At 35.4% G+C, this 16,398-nt stretch carries 15 protein-coding genes, 1 tRNA gene and 1 rRNA gene; 16 read left to right on the top strand and 1 reads right to left on the bottom strand.

Annotated features, from left to right (window positions below; genetic code table 11):
• Positions 1-89, top strand: a 5S ribosomal RNA gene (gene rrf / locus RQM59_RS13880); the annotation flags it as partial.
• 68 nt (positions 90-157) lie between these two features.
• Entirely contained in the window at positions 158-943 is a 786-nt protein-coding gene (locus tag RQM59_RS13875; protein ID WP_349242721.1) for a tRNA pseudouridine synthase A, read from the top strand.
• A 52-nt stretch (positions 944-995) separates the two neighbouring features.
• On the opposite strand, the gene RQM59_RS13870 is transcribed toward RQM59_RS13875, so the two are convergent.
• Positions 996-2,138 carry an acyl-CoA dehydrogenase gene (locus tag RQM59_RS13870; protein ID WP_349242720.1) on the bottom strand — a complete coding sequence of 381 codons (1,143 nt, stop codon included), beginning with the start codon at positions 2,136-2,138 and terminating at the stop codon, positions 996-998.
• Between the two features lie 91 nt (positions 2,139-2,229).
• Between RQM59_RS13870 and RQM59_RS13865 the strand changes: the two genes are divergently transcribed.
• From RQM59_RS13865 to RQM59_RS13800, 14 genes are all read left to right on the top strand, one after another.
• On the top strand, positions 2,230-3,297 hold the full coding sequence (locus tag RQM59_RS13865; protein WP_349242719.1) for an anhydro-N-acetylmuramic acid kinase: 1,068 nt from the start codon (positions 2,230-2,232) through the stop codon (positions 3,295-3,297).
• Between the two features lie 77 nt (positions 3,298-3,374).
• Positions 3,375-4,601, top strand: coding sequence for a Glu/Leu/Phe/Val dehydrogenase dimerization domain-containing protein (locus RQM59_RS13860; RefSeq protein WP_349242718.1), 1,227 nt, complete (start codon positions 3,375-3,377; stop codon positions 4,599-4,601).
• A 10-nt stretch (positions 4,602-4,611) separates the two neighbouring features.
• Positions 4,612-6,009, top strand: a complete 1,398-nt coding sequence (nhaD, locus tag RQM59_RS13855; protein ID WP_349242717.1) for a sodium:proton antiporter NhaD — start codon at positions 4,612-4,614, stop codon at positions 6,007-6,009.
• An 89-nt stretch (positions 6,010-6,098) separates the two neighbouring features.
• Positions 6,099-6,785: a MotA/TolQ/ExbB proton channel family protein gene (locus tag RQM59_RS13850; RefSeq protein ID WP_349242716.1), complete on the top strand. Its 687-nt coding sequence runs from the start codon at positions 6,099-6,101 to the stop codon at positions 6,783-6,785.
• Positions 6,785-7,180 (top strand): ExbD/TolR family protein, encoded by a 396-nt coding sequence (locus RQM59_RS13845; protein ID WP_349242715.1) that lies wholly within the window; start codon positions 6,785-6,787, stop codon positions 7,178-7,180. The genes RQM59_RS13850 and RQM59_RS13845 overlap by 1 nt, the downstream gene beginning before the upstream one ends.
• Positions 7,180-8,013, top strand: coding sequence for an energy transducer TonB (locus tag RQM59_RS13840; protein WP_349242714.1), 834 nt, complete (start codon positions 7,180-7,182; stop codon positions 8,011-8,013). The genes RQM59_RS13845 and RQM59_RS13840 overlap by 1 nt, the downstream gene beginning before the upstream one ends.
• Positions 8,013-9,221: a bifunctional folylpolyglutamate synthase/dihydrofolate synthase gene (locus RQM59_RS13835; RefSeq protein WP_349242713.1), complete on the top strand. Its 1,209-nt coding sequence runs from the start codon at positions 8,013-8,015 to the stop codon at positions 9,219-9,221. The genes RQM59_RS13840 and RQM59_RS13835 overlap by 1 nt, the downstream gene beginning before the upstream one ends.
• A gap of 66 nt (positions 9,222-9,287) precedes the next feature.
• Positions 9,288-9,362: transfer RNA gene (locus RQM59_RS13830), tRNA-Val, on the top strand.
• A gap of 104 nt (positions 9,363-9,466) precedes the next feature.
• On the top strand, positions 9,467-10,450 hold the full coding sequence (locus tag RQM59_RS13825) for an SDR family oxidoreductase (protein ID WP_349242712.1): 984 nt from the start codon (positions 9,467-9,469) through the stop codon (positions 10,448-10,450).
• Positions 10,451-10,455: 5 nt separating this feature from the next.
• Positions 10,456-11,736, top strand: a complete 1,281-nt coding sequence (locus RQM59_RS13820; protein WP_349242711.1) for a nucleotide sugar dehydrogenase — start codon at positions 10,456-10,458, stop codon at positions 11,734-11,736.
• Positions 11,737-11,772: 36 nt separating this feature from the next.
• Positions 11,773-13,098, top strand: a complete 1,326-nt coding sequence (locus RQM59_RS13815) for a UDP-glucose dehydrogenase family protein (protein ID WP_349242710.1) — start codon at positions 11,773-11,775, stop codon at positions 13,096-13,098.
• Positions 13,099-14,214 (top strand): non-hydrolyzing UDP-N-acetylglucosamine 2-epimerase, encoded by a 1,116-nt coding sequence (wecB, locus tag RQM59_RS13810; protein WP_349242709.1) that lies wholly within the window; start codon positions 13,099-13,101, stop codon positions 14,212-14,214.
• Complete coding sequence (gene wecC, locus RQM59_RS13805) at positions 14,215-15,420, top strand: UDP-N-acetyl-D-mannosamine dehydrogenase (RefSeq protein WP_349242708.1); 1,206 nt, start codon at positions 14,215-14,217, stop codon at positions 15,418-15,420.
• A 6-nt stretch (positions 15,421-15,426) separates the two neighbouring features.
• Positions 15,427-16,392: a Gfo/Idh/MocA family protein gene (locus RQM59_RS13800; RefSeq protein ID WP_349242707.1), complete on the top strand. Its 966-nt coding sequence runs from the start codon at positions 15,427-15,429 to the stop codon at positions 16,390-16,392.
• The last annotated feature ends 6 nt before the right edge of the window (positions 16,393-16,398 follow it).

The following is a 16,398-nucleotide window of genomic DNA, read 5'->3' as shown; positions in this document are numbered from 1 at the left end:
GCTCACCTCTTCCCATCCCGAACAGAGAAGTTAAGCCCAATAGCGCCGATGGTACTGCATTTATGTGGGAGAGTAGGTCGCTGCCTTTCTTTTTAAACCTCATTCTTTTAATAGAATGAGGTTTTTTGTTTTATAGAATATAAGCTACTTTTATTGCATGAATTATAAGCATTCGTATTTAGTTCGAATTCAATATCTAGGTTTCAGATTGCATGGTTGGCAAAAACAACCAAATCTAAAGACAGTACATTTTATTTTAGATAAAACGTTGAAGTTTGTATTTAAGGGAATCCGATGTAAAAGTGTTGGAGTAGGAAGAACAGATGCCAAGGTATCTTCAACAGATTACCCGTTTCGATTGTTTATAGACGAACCAGTTGATAATGCTTCATTTCTGAGTTCATTTAATAAAAACTCTCCTGCAGATATTCGAGCGCTCAGCATTGAGGAAATTTCCGATGAAGAGTTTAATATTATACAAAGCCCCAAGATAAAGGAGTATCACTACTATTTTTCGACAGCAGGAAAAAATCATCCGTATGCAGCACCTTTTTTAATAGATTTTGGTAGGCTAAATGTAGAAGAAATGAAAAAGGGAGCACAATTATTCTCAGGAACGCATTATTTTGGACTGTACTGCACAAAACCTTCTAAAGACACTGTTCTTATGCGAACTATTGATAGTTGTGAAATAGTAGAAAATAATATCCTGACGGCAAATTTCTTTCCTGAGGAAAGTTTTGTACTTAAAGTGTGTGGGAAAGGTTTTTTAAGATATCAAATTCGATTGATGATGGGGGCCTTGGTGGAATTGGGAAGAGGAAATTTATCCTTAAATGATATTGAAGAATCTCTTATTGAGAAAATAGATAGGAAAGATACTTTAGCCAATATTGCTCCAGGATCAGGATTACACCTATATAATGTGGAGTTTCTATCATAAAAAAAAGCTCACCATAATGATGAGCTTTTCGATTTTTTTTATCAAAAGTTAATTACCCTCTGATCAAACTTCTAGAAATAACAATTTTCTGAATTTCTGAAGTACCTTCATAAATTTGAGTAATCTTAGCGTCTCTCATTAAACGCTCTACATGGTATTCTTTTACGAAACCATTTCCTCCATGAATTTGCACAGCTTCCACAGTATGTTCCATTGCCACTTTAGATGCATATAGTTTGGCCATAGCACTAGAAAGATCATAATTGCTTCCTTGGTCTTTGTCCCAAGCCGCTTTCATCACAAGGTGTCGAGCCGCTTCAATTTCTGTGTACATATCAGCCAATTTAAATGCAATAGCCTGATGGTTACAGATCTCCGTACCAAAAGCTTTACGCTCTTTAGAGTATTTTAACGCTAATTCATATGCGCCAGATGCAATACCTAATGCTTGTGATGCTATACCAATTCTACCTCCAGATAAAGTTTTCATTGCAAATTTAAATCCAAATCCATCTTCTCCTATTCTATTTTCCTTAGGAACCTTTACATCATTAAATTGCAAGGTGTGCGTGTCGCTTCCGCGAATTCCTAATTTATCCTCTTTTGGACCTATATCAAAACCAGGCATTCCTTTTTCCACAATAAAAGCGTTGATTCCTTTATGCCCTTTTTCACGATCAGTTTGAGCAATTACTAGATACACATCAGATCTACCTCCATTGGTAATCCAATTCTTCGTCCCATTTAGTACATAGTGATCTCCCATATCTATGGCAGTTGTTTTTTGCGATGTCGCATCACTACCTGCCTCTGGTTCGCTTAGACAAAATGCTCCAATAAATTCGCCGGTAGCAAGTTTTGTCAAATATTTTTGTTTTTGTTCTTCGGTACCAAAAGCTTCGATACCATAACATACTAATGAATTGTTTACAGAAACCATTACTGAGGCTGAAGCATCTATCTTTGAAAGCTCTTCCATAATCAATACATATGAAATAGCATCCATACCACTACCTCCATATTTTGGGTCAACCATGATACCCATAAATCCAAGATCCCCCATTTTTTTTACAAGCTCATTAGGGAAGCTTTGTTTTTCGTCTCTTTCTATAACTCCAGGTAACAATTCAGTTTGTGCAAAGTCTCTTGCTGCATCCCTAATCATTAAATGTTCTTCGGTAAGATTAAAATCCATTATACGGTTAATTATTAAATTCGTAAAAAAAGTCCTCAAAGATACTTTTTTACTAGCATATTTTCAATATACTTTTTATATTTTTACGGATATGCATGATGATTCAACATCGATAATAGGATTAATGTCTGGGACATCACTAGATGGTTTAGACGCGGTATATGTGAAGTTCAATAAAAGAGATTCAAAAGATTACAAAATTATTGCATGCCATACCTTCGAATATACCGATCAGATATATCAAAAACTGAAGAATGGGATCCATAAAACGAAAGAGGACCTTAAGAACTTGGACCGTGATTTTGCACAGTACATAGGAAATACGGTAAATGAGTTTATAAAGAGTTATGAAATTTCGGATGTCGACTTTATCGCCTCACACGGACATACCATTTTTCATGAACCAGCAAAAGGACTAACACTGCAAATTGGGAGCGGTCAGGAAATTTCGAACGTTACAAATACGCGTGTAGTTTGTGATTTCAGAACACAAGACGTTTTACTTGGAGGTCAAGGAGCTCCGTTGGTTCCTATTGGAGACAAATTTCTATTCTCGAATTATGGAGCCTGTTTGAATTTGGGAGGCTTTGCCAATGTTTCTTTTGATCAGAATAAGGAACGAATAGCTTTTGATATTTGCCCAGTAAATATTGTGCTGAATCATTATTCAAAAAAAATAGGCTTGGCTTACGATGAATCGGGAAGAGTAGCTTCAAGTGGTCAAGTATACAACGAATTGCTACAGGTATTGAATGACTTGAATTTTTACAAATTGGAACCGCCAAGATCACTCGGTTATGAATGGGTTTTGGAAAATATATTTCCGTTAATTGATAGTTACAAAATATCAGTTCAAGATATTTTGAGTACCTATGTAGAACACATCGCGATTCAACTGAGTGTCGTGCTAAAATCAAAATCTTCAATATTAGTAACAGGAGGAGGAGCGTTTAACACTTTTTTAATGAAGAGAGTTACTCATTATACAGGTCAGCAGTTTGAGAAGCCATTGGCAGAAATAATCAATTATAAGGAAGCGCTTATTTTTGCTTTTCTCGGTTTGCTTAGAATGGAGGGGAAAGTGAACTGTTTAAAAAGTGTTACTGGGGCTAAAAAAAATCATTCATCTGGTGTAATATTTAATCCAAATAATACGTAATACGTACTTTATTTTTTTTATTTTGGTACTGTTTTATCTGTGCCTATAATCTGGCACAAAAACTAAACAATTATTTAATGAAAGAACTACTTAAAAAGTACGAAAATAAGCAACCAGAGATTGTCTTTAATTGGAAAGATTCAGAAACGGAGGCAGAAGGTTGGACTGTTATAAACTCTTTAAGAGGTGGTGCTGCAGGAGGTGGGACCAGAATGAGAAAAGGACTGGATAAATACGAAGTAATGTCCTTAGCCAAGACCATGGAAGTCAAATTTACGGTTTCAGGACCGGCTATAGGAGGTGCAAAATCTGGAATAAATTTTGACCCACATGACCCAAGGAAAAAGGGCGTTTTGGAACGCTGGTATCAGGCGGTATCGCCCTTGTTGAAAAGTTACTATGGAACAGGAGGTGATTTAAATGTTGATGAGATTCATGAAGTAATTCCGATTACTGAAAACAGTGGAGTATGGCATCCTCAAGAAGGTGTTTTTAATGGGCATTTTAAGCCAACCGAGGCCGATAAAATAAATAGGATTGGCCAGTTAAGACATGGTGTCATTAAAGCGATTGAAAGTGAAAAATACTCACCAGATGTGTTTAAAAAATATACGGTAGCTGATATGATTACAGGTTTTGGAGTAGCAGAATCCATCAAACATTATTATTCCATTTATGGAGGTTCTGTTGTGGGTAAAAGAGCTGTTGTTCAGGGATTTGGAAACGTAGGATCAGCTGCTGCTTTCTATTTAGCTCAAATGGGGGCTAAAGTAGTCGGTATTATTGACCGGGTTGGTGGTATAATCAATGAAGAAGGGTTTTCATTTGATGAGATTAAAGAACTATTCTTAAACAAGAATGGTAATACCTTAGTTGCAGAGAATATGATTTCTTTTGAAGAAATCAATGAAAGAATATGGAATGTGCAGACCGAAATATTTGCGCCATGTGCCGCGTCTAGATTAATTACACAAGAGCAAATAAACCCAATGATAGAATCGGGACTAGAGGTTATTTCTTCAGGAGCAAATGTACCTTTTGCCGATCAAGAAATCTTTTTTGGACCCATTATGGAGGATATCGATAAAAAGGTTAGTTTGATACCCGATTTTATATCAAACTGTGGTATGGCAAGGGTTTTTGCATATTTTATGGAAAGAAGAGTAGAAATGTCTGATGATGCCATATTTGAAGATACCTCCAACACCATTAAAAATGCCTTACAAGATACTTTTAAAAAGAATGCGTCAAAAAACAAAATAAGTGAGACTGCATTTGAGATAGCATTAAAACAACTAATATAAACTTTTACGTATGGAATCAGCAATTATTATCGTATTTGTCCTAGGGTATTTAGCCATTACACTGGAGCACAATTTAAAGCTTGATAAATTAATACCTGCATTAGCCATGATGGCTGTTTGTTGGGCTATAGTGGCTTTAGGAATTGATTCATTTTCCAATTGGTTTGATTCAAGTAATCATGCCTTAGTTGATGGGTTTGCAGCTAAAACCCATGAAGCAAAAACTCACTTAGTAGAAGAAACATTATTACATCATTTAGGGAAAACAGCTGAAATCTTAGTGTTTTTATTAGGAGCGATGACCATTGTAGAAATCATTGATTATTTTGATGGCTTTTCTACCATTAAGACCTATGTAAAAACGCATAGTAAGAAGAAGATATTATGGATATTCGCTATTCTGGCGTTCATACTATCGGCTATTATCGATAATCTTACTGCTACAATTGTCTTGATATCGATACTACAGAAAATAGTAAAAAAGAGAGAAGAGAGAATATGGTTTGCTGGTTTGATTATTATAGCGGCGAATGCGGGAGGAGCTTGGTCACCTATTGGAGACGTAACCACCACTATGTTATGGATAGGAAAGAAAGTAACAACGCTTAGACTTATAGAGTACCTATTAATACCATCTCTATTATGTATGGTTGTCCCTACCTTTATTGCAACGTTTTTACCGGCTTTTCAGGGAGAGATTGAAGCTGATGGTGAAACAGAGGAAAGAAAGCCTGGGAAGTACAGTTCTGTAATGCTATACTTAGGATTAGCAGCGATTGTATTTGTGCCAATTTTTAAAACATTAACGCATTTACCACCTTATGTAGGAATGATGTTGTCATTGGCAATTGTTGCGACATTTGCAGAAATTTTCAGTAGAACAAAATTCTCACTAACGGATTTCACTTCTATGGACGAATCAAAGGAGCATGCTTATCACAGTCCTGTTCATAGTTCATTATCTAAAATAGAGATGCCTAGTATCTTATTCTTTTTAGGAATATTAATGGCTGTAGCTGCTTTAGAATCATTAGGAATTCTATTCAATTTTGCTGATGGCTTAAAAGAATCGGTACCAATGATGGGAACTGAGCTTCACGGAACAGGTGTTTCAGATCTAGTAATCATGTTATTAGGTGTTGGATCGGCAGTAATTGACAATGTACCATTGGTCGCTGCAAGTTTAGGAATGTTCTCAGAACCTATTGATAATGAATTATGGCACTTTATTGCTTATTCTGCAGGAACAGGAGGAAGTATGCTAATTATCGGATCTGCGGCAGGAGTTGTAGCTATGGGTATGGAAAAAATAGATTTCTTTTGGTATTTGAAGAAGATAGCGTGGCTAGCAGCAGTTGGCTTTATAGTAGGTTCAGGGGCCTTTATGGTCACCCGAACACTTTTCTAAAATATACACCCGAGATTTTCTCGGGTTTTTTTTGAAACAATTTATAAACTATTCAGTCGTTACTATTAAAGAACTTTTAAAAATCCAGAATGTTATTATTTATTCAAGAGAGCAAAGAAATTGTAGAGAATCTATCTGAAGAAAAAACATTATCTATCTATAAGTTAATTATGGAAAGTGGTATGGGAGGGTTGATTATTATCAGCATTCTTTTCTTATTGCTTACAATAGCTTTATATATCTACTTTGAACGATTTTTCGCAATCAAGTCTGCAGCTAAGGTTGATAAGAACTTTATGAATCAAATAAAAGATTATGTTTCCAATGGAAAACTAGAGTCGGCAGACGCATTATGTAAAAGCACTAACTCTCCCACTGCTCGATTAATAGGGAAGGGTATTTCTCGAATAGGAAAACCCCTTGAAGATATTAATACTGCAATTGAAAATGCAGGAAAACTTGAAATATATCAACTGGAAAAAAATGTAAGCGTACTGGCAACGATTGCGGGCGCGGCTCCAATGATTGGATTTTTAGGAACTGTAATTGGAATGATTGTTGCTATACATGAAATAGCTAACTCAGGAGGTCAGATAGATATTAAAATGTTATCTGATGGTTTGTATACAGCGATGACAACAACAGTAGCTGGATTAATCGTAGGTATCATTGCTTACATTACTTATAATCATATAGTGGTGAGAACAGATAAAGTTGTTTATCAAATGGAAGCAAAATCTACCGAATTTTTAGACCTGTTAAACGAACCAGTATAATGAATATTAGAGGAAGAAATAAAGTAAATCCAAATTTCAATATGTCGTCAATGACGGATATTGTTTTTTTACTATTGATTTTTTTTATGCTAACTTCGACATTGGTTACGGTAAGTGCAATAGATGTTTTGTTGCCTAAGGCAGGAGGGAAAACTGAAAATAAGTCATCCGTGGCAGTTACGGTTACAAGTAAGTCAAATTTTTATATTGATAAAGCAAGAGTTTCTGAGCGAAACTTAGAACTTGAAATACTAAAGAGAGTAGGAACAGATAAAAGTAAAACAGTAGTTATTAGAGGTGATCAAAATGTACCTTATAAGAAAGTAATGAAAGTGATTGATATTGCGAATAAGAATAAACTTAAAATGATTCTTGCTGTAAAAGGAGGGAAATAATGCGAGTATTTGAGACAAAACATAAAAGAAAATCCGCAGTGATTACAACCAGTATTATGTTGTTGTTGATTATTGCGATTTTTAATTTTGGGATGCGATATTTAGATCCACCAGAAGAATATGGTCTCGCCATAAATTTTGGAAATTCAAATGTTGGTCAAGGAAAACCAGATGTAATTAAAAAAGTAAAAACCACTCCAAAAAAAGCTGTTGAGACACCTCCAAAAGAAGTAAAAGAAACTCCAAAGCAAGTTGTAGAAGAAAAGGTGATTACTCAGGATAATAAAGAAGCTCCTGTAGTAGAAAAACCTAAAAAGAAGAAAAAAGAAACACCCAAGAAAGAAGTAAAAAAAGACAAGCCGATTGAGAAACCAAAACCGAAACCTAAAAAGCCCTCAAAAGCGACAACAGATGCTCTGAAGAATCTATTAAATGGAGATAAATCTGATGGAAAACCAAAGGGAGAAGGGGATGATAGAAACCCAGGACTGAAGGGAAAGAAAAATGGCGATCCGTCTTCTTCTAAATATTATGGAAATCAAGGAGGCCCGGATGGCGATAAAAACTATAATTTAGCAGGAAGAAATGCTACTTCAAAACCAATTAGAAAACCGAATTGTGAAGAAGAAGGTATTGTTGTCGTGAGTATTGAAGTTGATAAATCTGGTAGAGTGATAAAGGCTATTGCAGGAGTGAAAGGAACTACAAATTCGGCTGAATGCCTCTTGAAACCTGCTAGAGAAGCAGCTTTAAAGACTAAATGGAATGCAGACAACAATGCACCGATAAAACAAAGAGGAACGATAATTTATAAGTTTTCACTAACAGAATAATGAACTATCAAGATACCTTAGATTGGATGTTTTCGCAACTGCCAATGTATCAGAGACAGGGCGTTGCTGCATTTAAAAAAGATCTCACAAATATTTTGGCTTTTTCTAAAGAGCTTGGTTTTCCAGAAAGACAGTTCAAATCCATACATGTTGGAGGTACTAACGGGAAAGGATCTACCTCTCATATGATGGCCAGTATTTTACAAGAGGCTGGTTATAACGTGGGTTTATACACATCCCCTCATTTAAAGAATTTCACGGAGCGGATTAGAATTAATGGAGTAGAAGTGCCCAGAGATTATGTGGTAGATTTTATTAATGATTACAAGAGTTTCTTAGAACAACAAGGGTTGTCTTTTTTTGAAATGACCGTAGGAATGGCGTTTAGTTATTTTGCTAAAGAATCGGTGGATATAGCTATTATAGAAGTTGGTTTAGGAGGTAGGTTAGATTCGACCAATATCATAGCTCCAGAAGTTTCGGTTATCACGAATATTGGGTATGATCATACACAATTTTTGGGAGAAACATTACCCGAGATAGCTTATGAAAAGGCTGGAATCATAAAAGAAAATACTCCTGTTGTTATAGGAGAGGAGCAAGAAGAAGTAATGCCAGTTTTCAAAAGAAAAGCGGATAGTGTAAATGCTAAAATAGATGTTGCCTCTGATTATGATTTTGATTACTCGACGGACTTATTAGGGGCATGCCAATCCAAAAATCTTAAAACAGCCGTTGCTACTTTAAAACGTGTACAGGGCTTTACTATTTCTGAAGACCATATTGAAGAAGGCTTAAAAAAGGTTGCTCAAAACACAAAATTAAAAGGGAGATGGCAAATACTCCAGCAAAGACCAAAGGTGATCTGCGATACTGCTCATAATAGTGAAGGATTACAGTATGTTGTTAAACAGTTGGGACAGGAAGATTTTGATAATTTGCATATAGTTTTAGGAATGGTGAATGATAAGAAACTTGATAGTGTGCTTCGTTTTTTTCCAAAAGGAGCTACCTATTATTTTTGTAAACCCGATATACCAAGAGGATTAGATCAAAGGGAGCTTCGAAAAAAATCAGAAGGATATAACTTATTAGGAAGTGATTATGAATCAGTTAAGGAAGCGTATGAAGCAGCTTTAAATAAAGCAGTAGAAAGCGACCTTCTTTATATTGGAGGAAGCACGTTTGTTGTGGCTGAAGTTATTTAAAATAAAGTTGTTTTTTTCTTTGGTAAAATTAAAAACGGTTATATATTTGCATCCGCAATCATGCAAGGGCGCGTAGCTCAGTTGGTTCAGAGCACTTGGTTTACACCCAAGGGGTCAGGGGTTCGAATCCCTTCGCGCCCACTTTCAAAAAGCTTCACAAATTTGTGAAGCTTTTTTATTTTTTCAAGGTTATCGTTAAGAATTTTGTATTTTCGTGCCTTGAAAAGAATAAATCTTTTTATCAAATGAAAATAAACTTAACTAAGAAAAAAATTCTGGTTACCGGGGGTGCGGGGTTTATTGGATCTAATCTATGTGAGGCATTATTAAACTTGGGCAACAAAGTAATTTGTCTCGATAATTTCGCCACTGGGAAAAAGGAAAATATTTCTGATTTAATACCTGACGAAAACTTTGACTTAATAGTTGGTGATATTAGAAATATTGAAGATTGCCTAAAAGCGACCTACGATGTTGATTATGTATTACATCAAGCAGCTTTAGGCTCAGTTCCTCGCTCTATTAAAGATCCAATCACTTCTAATGAGGTCAATGTGAGCGGTTTTTTAAATATGCTAAAGGCTTCAAGTGAAAACAATGTTAGGAGATTTGTATATGCCGCAAGCTCTTCTACTTATGGAGATTCAGAGTCTCTACCTAAAGTAGAAGATAAAATAGGGAAACCTTTATCGCCATATGCGGTTACGAAGTATGTAAACGAATTGTATGCTGATGTGTTTGCAAAAACATATGGTATAGATACAATAGGTTTGCGGTATTTCAATGTCTTTGGACGTAAGCAAGATCCAGATGGTGCCTATGCAGCTGTAATCCCTAAATTTGTTAGTCAATTAATGAATGGCGAGTCTCCAGTAATCAATGGTGATGGTAATTATTCTAGAGATTTTACTTATATAGATAATGTTGTTCAGGCGAACCTGCTAGCACTTATTTCAGAAAATAAAGAGGCTGTTAATACTGTATATAATGTTGCTTATGGGGATAGGAATACTCTAAACGATTTAGTTGGGTATTTAAAAAAGTATCTTACTAGTTTTGATGGTAACATAGCTAATATAGAAGTTAAGCATGGACCAAATAGGGCAGGGGATATTCCGCATTCTCATGCAAGTATTGACAAAGCGAAAGAATTATTAAACTACCAACCCGAGTTTTCATTGCAGAAAGGGCTAAAGGAAGCAGTGAAATGGTATTGGGAAAATTTATGATTATAATGAATAAAGAAAAAATAGCAATAATTGGACTAGGATATGTTGGATTGCCGTTAGCAAGGCTTTTTGCCACTAAGTATTCGGTTGTAGGATTTGACATTAATGAAGAAAGAGTTTCTGAACTTATGTCTGGTGTAGATAGTACATTGGAGGTGGAAAATGAGGTGCTGCAATCTGTTTTGGTTGAAGATACAAGCGAAGAAATAGGACTGTATTGTTCTACCTCACTTGAAGATATTAAAGATTGTAACTATTATATTATTACAGTGCCAACTCCTGTGGACAAGAATAATAGACCTATTCTGACTCCGTTAATAAAAGCTAGTGAAACAGTAGGGAAAGTGTTGGAAGAAGGAAATGTTGTGATATACGAATCGACTGTATATCCTGGTGCTACTGAAGAGGATTGTATTCCTGTTTTAGAAAAGGTCTCTGGCCTTGAGTACAATATAGATTTTTATGCCGGATATTCTCCAGAAAGAATAAACCCCGGAGACAAAGAGCATACTGTAGAGAAAATTTTAAAAGTGACCTCAGGGTCCACTCCTGACATTGGAGAAAAAGTAGATGCGCTATACAGATCTGTAATTACAGCAGGTACGCATTTGGCTCCAACCATTAAAGTAGCTGAAGCTGCTAAAGTTATTGAAAACTCCCAACGAGATATCAATATTGCATTCGTGAATGAATTGGCTAAAATATTCAATTTGATGAATATCAATACGCATGATGTATTGTCTGCGGCAGGAACAAAATGGAATTTTTTACCGTTCAAGCCAGGCCTGGTAGGTGGACACTGTATAGGTGTAGATCCTTATTATTTGGCACAAAAGGCTCAGGAATTTGGATACAACCCTGAGATTATTTTGGCAGGGAGGAGAATGAATGATAGTATGGGAGATTACGTCGCTTCTGAAGTGATAAAGTTGATGATAAAAAAGGATATCAGAATAAAAAACGCCAAAATACTGGTACTTGGAATTACTTTTAAAGAGAATTGCCCAGATGTTAGAAATACTAAGGCGGTGGATGTGGTAAGTTCTTTAAAGGAGTATGGTACCAGTGTAACGATTTACGACCCTTGGGCTAACCCTGATGAGGTTATGCACGAGTATAAATTGGAATCGTTGACTCAAGTTCCCGAGTTTAAATATGATGCCATAGTGCTGACTGTTGCGCATAAAGAATTTTTAAATGTTGATTGGTGTGACTTCCTAATTGATAATGGTGTCATATATGATGTGAAAGGAGTTTTAGATAGTGGTGTAGATGCACAATTATAAATATTATTCTCTACAAATAATAGGAAGCGGTTAGCAATGAAAATAGTTGTAATTGGTACGGGTTATGTTGGATTGGTTTCAGGAGCTTGTTTTTCTGAAATGGGGAATACAGTTGTTTGTGTAGATGTTGATAGTGATAAAATAGGTAAGTTAAAGAAGGGAATAATCCCTATATATGAACCTGGTTTAGAGGCTATAATTAAGAAAAATAGAAGCCAAAAGAATATATACTTTTCTACATCTATAGAAGAATCCATTAAAGATGCTTCCATTGTCTTTATAGCAGTAGGTACCCCTATGAAGGAAGATGGGGCCGCTGATCTTCAATCTGTTTTCTCAGTAGCTAAAGAAATTGGAAAAAGTATGACTGCCAGGTTGGTGATCGTTAATAAATCAACTGTACCAGTAGGGACTGCATATCGTTTAAAGGAGATAGTGGCCAAAGAATTGAAGCTTAGAGAGTCTATTGTTGATTTTGATATTGTTTCTAATCCTGAGTTCTTAAAAGAAGGATCCGCGATCACAGATTTCATGAAACCTGATAGGGTTATTATAGGATCGGACAGCGAATATGCTTCAAAAAAAATGAAGGAATTATACTCGCCATTTTTCCGTACGCATCAAAGGTATTTGGAAATGGACATTCGATCTGCTGAAATGACAAAATATGCAGCCAATGCCATGTTAGCCACAAAAATTTCTTTTATTAATGAAATGGCTATTATATGTGAAAAACTTGATGCAGATATTAATCAAGTAAGACTAGGAATAGGTTCAGATAAAAGAATTGGGTATGATTTCATATATCCTGGTGTTGGTTATGGAGGTACGTGTTTTCCTAAAGATATAAGTGCCATTCAAAAAGTTGCAAAAGAAGCCGGATATATACCCAAATTATTAGATTCTGTTTCTCGAATAAACCAATATCAGAAAGTATATTTTTTGCAAAAGATAACATCAAGATTTGGCGAAGACTTATCTGGAAAGGTTTTTGGTATTTGGGGCTTAACGTTTAAGCCAGGAACTAACGATATGAGGGAGGCACCATCCATTTTTATGATTAATGAATTAATTTCTCGTGGAGCAAAGATAAAAGCATATGATCCAAAAGTTTCGCAAGAGTCGGTTAATTTTTATATCAATAATAAAGAGAATGTATTGATCTGTAAATCAAAATATGAAGTTTTAACCAACGTACAAGCTTTAATTTTATTGACCGAATGGAAAGAGTTTAGATCTCCTGATTTTGACAAGATTAAAAAAGAACTTTTAAATCCTGTAATTTTTGACGGCCGCAATCAATACGGTTCCTTTGAATTAAAAGATAAGGGTTTTGAATATTATCAAATTGGAAAGAATTAGATGAAAAAAAACCTGATTATTTTTGGCACAAGACCTGAAGCTATTAAAATGGCTCCATTGGTGAAGGAATTTCAAAAGCATTCTGAGGACTTTGAAACGAAAGTTTGCGTTACAGCTCAACATAGAGAAATGCTAGATCAAGTTCTTGATTTTTTTGAAATCAAACCAGATTTTGATCTTAATCTGATGAAACCTGGACAAAACTTGTATGATTTAACTGCTACAATAATTGTTAGCTTAAAACCTATACTTGAGGAATTTAATCCGGATTTTGTTTATGTTCATGGAGATACTACGACCACCATGGCGGCGAGCATCGCAGCCTTTTATAGTGGAGCTAAAGTTTGTCACATAGAAGCCGGTTTACGTACCTACAACAAATGGTCTCCATTCCCAGAAGAGATTAATAGACAAGTTGCTGGTAGGATATGTGACTATCATTTTGCCCCAACCACAAGGTCTAAAGAGAATTTGCTGAAGGAAAATATAGATGAAGATACCATATTGGTTACAGGAAACACGGTGATTGACGCTTTATTACAAAGTGTTGATAAGGTGAATAAAGAACCGAGCAATTTTATTAAGGAAATAAATATTACACTAAAAAATAGGGAGTTGATTCTTGTAACGGGTCACAGAAGAGAGAATCATGGTGAAGGTTTTGAAAGGATTTGTGGTGCTTTAAAAAAGATCGCAGAAGATAATTTAGAGCGCTTAATTGTTTATCCTGTACATTTAAATCCGAAAGTGCAGGAGCCAGTTAATCGAATATTGAAGAATTTATCAAATGTATTGTTGATTAAACCATTGGCTTATCAGGATTTTATCTGGTTAATGAACCGTTCCAAGTTAATAATTACTGATAGCGGAGGAGTGCAAGAAGAGGCTCCAAGTTTAGGGAAACCTGTATTAGTATTGCGAGATACTACTGAGAGACCAGAAGCCGTCGATGCTGGTACGGTGGTCTTGGTTGGTACAAACCAAGAACTCATTGTGAAAGAAACACTAGACTTACTTTCAGATAATGAAAGATTTGATGAAATGTCTAGGCTGCATAACCCTTATGGCGATGGAAAAGCGTGTAAAAAAATAATAGAATTTATTAAAGAACTGTAAATGAATCCAGAAGTTGTTACAATTGGTTTAGGGTATATTGGTTTACCTACCTCTGCTTTGATAGCTCAACATAAAACCTATGTTCATGGTGTTGACATAAACCAGAGGGTTGTGGACACTATTAATGAAGGAAAGATACATATAGTTGAGCCAGAACTGGATGGTGTAGTGGCTAACGCTGTAAAAGGAGGGTATTTCAGAGCATCAACTCAACCAGTTTCTGCCAATGTTTACCTGATCGTTGTGCCAACACCTTTTAAAGGAAACCATGAGCCGGATATTTCCTTTGTTCAGGCTGCTACGAAGGGAATTATTCCGTTGTTGAAAGAGGGTGATCTTTATATAATTGAATCAACTTCTCCTATTGGTACCACAGAAAAAATGCAACAGTTAATTTATCAGGAGAGACCAGATTTAAAGGATCAAATCTTTATGGCATATTGCCCAGAACGAGTACTTCCCGGAAATGTTATGTATGAATTAGTCCATAATGATAGGGTAATTGGAGGTATAGATGAAGAATCTACTACTAAAGCGATTGATTTTTATAGTAAATATGTAAAAGGAGAATTGCACGCAACCAATGCAAGAACAGCAGAAATGTGTAAGTTGGTTGAAAACTCTTCTAGAGATGTTCAGATTGCTTTTGCCAATGAGTTATCTTTAATTTGCGATAAAGCTGATATTAATGTTTGGGAATTGATTAATTTAGCGAATAAGCATCCTAGAGTAAATATTTTACAACCAGGCTGTGGAGTAGGAGGACATTGTATTGCCGTTGATCCATATTTCATTGTGGCAGACTACCCGATGGAATCAAAAATTATTGGAACAGCTAGAGAGGTCAATAATTATAAATCGTTTTGGTGCGCCGAGAAAGTGAAAAACGCAAAATTGGATTTCCAGCTTAGAAAAGGTTTTAAACCCAGTGTAGCATTAATGGGGTTGGCGTTTAAGCCAAATATTGATGATCTTAGAGAATCTCCGGCAAAATATATAGTTCAAAAAGTATTGCAAGATGCAAATGATGAAAATTACTATATTGTAGAACCTAACATCAAAGAACATTCCGTTTTCAAGTTAAATGATTATCGTGAAGCAGTTGAAAAAGCTGATATTATAGTATTCTTAGTTGCTCATGACGAATTTAAAAATTTAGAAATCGATAAAGACAAAATTGTCTTGGATTTTTGTGGAATCAATTAAACCAATATGAAAAACTTTGCATTAATAGGAGCTTCAGGATATATAGCTCCAAGGCATTTAAAGGCGATAAAAGATACAGATAATAACCTTTTAGCAGCACTCGATAAATTTGATAGTGTTGGTATTATGGATAGTTATTTCCCAGACGCCGATTTTTTTGTTGAAACTGAACGTTTTGACAGACACATTGAGAAGTTAAAATATGACAAAGGAGTTCAACTCGATTATGTAAGTATTTGTACGCCAAATTACTTGCACGATTCTCATATAAGAATGGCGCTAAGAAGGGGAGCAGACGCTATTTGTGAAAAACCTCTTGTTTTGAATCCATGGAATTTAGACGCCCTGCAGAAAATGGAGGCAGAATCTGGAAAGAAAGTTTATAATATCTTACAATTAAGATTACATCAGAGTATTATAGATTTAAAGAAAAAAATTGACGCAGCGCCAAAAGACAAAATATTTGATGTTGATTTAACGTATTTAACCTCTAGAGGAAATTGGTATTATACATCCTGGAAAGGCGATGTGGCTAAATCAGGAGGCATTGCCACGAACATTGGTGTTCATTTTTATGATATGTTATCCTTCATTTTTGGAAAGGTAAAAGCCAATATTGTACACGTACATACACATGATAGGGCAGCTGGATACTTAGAATTTGAAAGAGCTAGGGTTAGATGGTTCTTGTCTATTAACTATGATGTTTTACCTGAGGCAATTAAAGAAAAGGGACAAAGAACTTATAGATCTATAACTATAGAAGGTGAAGAGCTAGAATTTAGCGGAGGTTTTACTGATTTGCATACTCGAGTTTATGAGGATATCCTTGATGGAAAAGGATATGGTTTAAATGAAGCAAGACAGGCCATAGAGATTGTTCATAATATTCGAAATACTAACCCAATAGGTTTAAAGGGAGAGTATCATCCTTTTGCAAAAAAAGAGCTAGCTAACCATCCTTTCAAATAAATTGTG

This window comes from Asprobacillus argus, assembly GCF_032248395.1.
In the GTDB taxonomy this organism is placed as follows: domain Bacteria; phylum Bacteroidota; class Bacteroidia; order Flavobacteriales; family Flavobacteriaceae; genus Polaribacter; species Polaribacter argus.
This window is presented reverse-complemented; position numbering and strand designations above follow the sequence as displayed.

Excerpts from the sequence above, each read along its gene's own strand:
- RQM59_RS13875 (WP_349242721.1), top strand. The coding sequence starts at position 158 with ATGAATTATAAGCATTCGTATTTAGTTCGAATTCAATATCTAGGTTTC.
- RQM59_RS13870 (WP_349242720.1), bottom strand. The coding sequence starts at position 2,138 with ATGGATTTTAATCTTACCGAAGAACATTTAATGATTAGGGATGCAGCA.
- RQM59_RS13865 (WP_349242719.1), top strand. The coding sequence starts at position 2,230 with ATGCATGATGATTCAACATCGATAATAGGATTAATGTCTGGGACATCA.
- RQM59_RS13860 (WP_349242718.1), top strand. The coding sequence starts at position 3,375 with ATGAAAGAACTACTTAAAAAGTACGAAAATAAGCAACCAGAGATTGTC.
- nhaD (WP_349242717.1), top strand. The coding sequence starts at position 4,612 with ATGGAATCAGCAATTATTATCGTATTTGTCCTAGGGTATTTAGCCATT.
- RQM59_RS13850 (WP_349242716.1), top strand. The coding sequence starts at position 6,099 with ATGTTATTATTTATTCAAGAGAGCAAAGAAATTGTAGAGAATCTATCT.
- RQM59_RS13845 (WP_349242715.1), top strand. The coding sequence starts at position 6,785 with ATGAATATTAGAGGAAGAAATAAAGTAAATCCAAATTTCAATATGTCG.
- RQM59_RS13840 (WP_349242714.1), top strand. The coding sequence starts at position 7,180 with ATGCGAGTATTTGAGACAAAACATAAAAGAAAATCCGCAGTGATTACA.
- RQM59_RS13835 (WP_349242713.1), top strand. The coding sequence starts at position 8,013 with ATGAACTATCAAGATACCTTAGATTGGATGTTTTCGCAACTGCCAATG.
- RQM59_RS13825 (WP_349242712.1), top strand. The coding sequence starts at position 9,467 with ATGAAAATAAACTTAACTAAGAAAAAAATTCTGGTTACCGGGGGTGCG.
- RQM59_RS13820 (WP_349242711.1), top strand. The coding sequence starts at position 10,456 with ATGAATAAAGAAAAAATAGCAATAATTGGACTAGGATATGTTGGATTG.
- RQM59_RS13815 (WP_349242710.1), top strand. The coding sequence starts at position 11,773 with ATGAAAATAGTTGTAATTGGTACGGGTTATGTTGGATTGGTTTCAGGA.
- wecB (WP_349242709.1), top strand. The coding sequence starts at position 13,099 with ATGAAAAAAAACCTGATTATTTTTGGCACAAGACCTGAAGCTATTAAA.
- wecC (WP_349242708.1), top strand. The coding sequence starts at position 14,215 with ATGAATCCAGAAGTTGTTACAATTGGTTTAGGGTATATTGGTTTACCT.
- RQM59_RS13800 (WP_349242707.1), top strand. The coding sequence starts at position 15,427 with ATGAAAAACTTTGCATTAATAGGAGCTTCAGGATATATAGCTCCAAGG.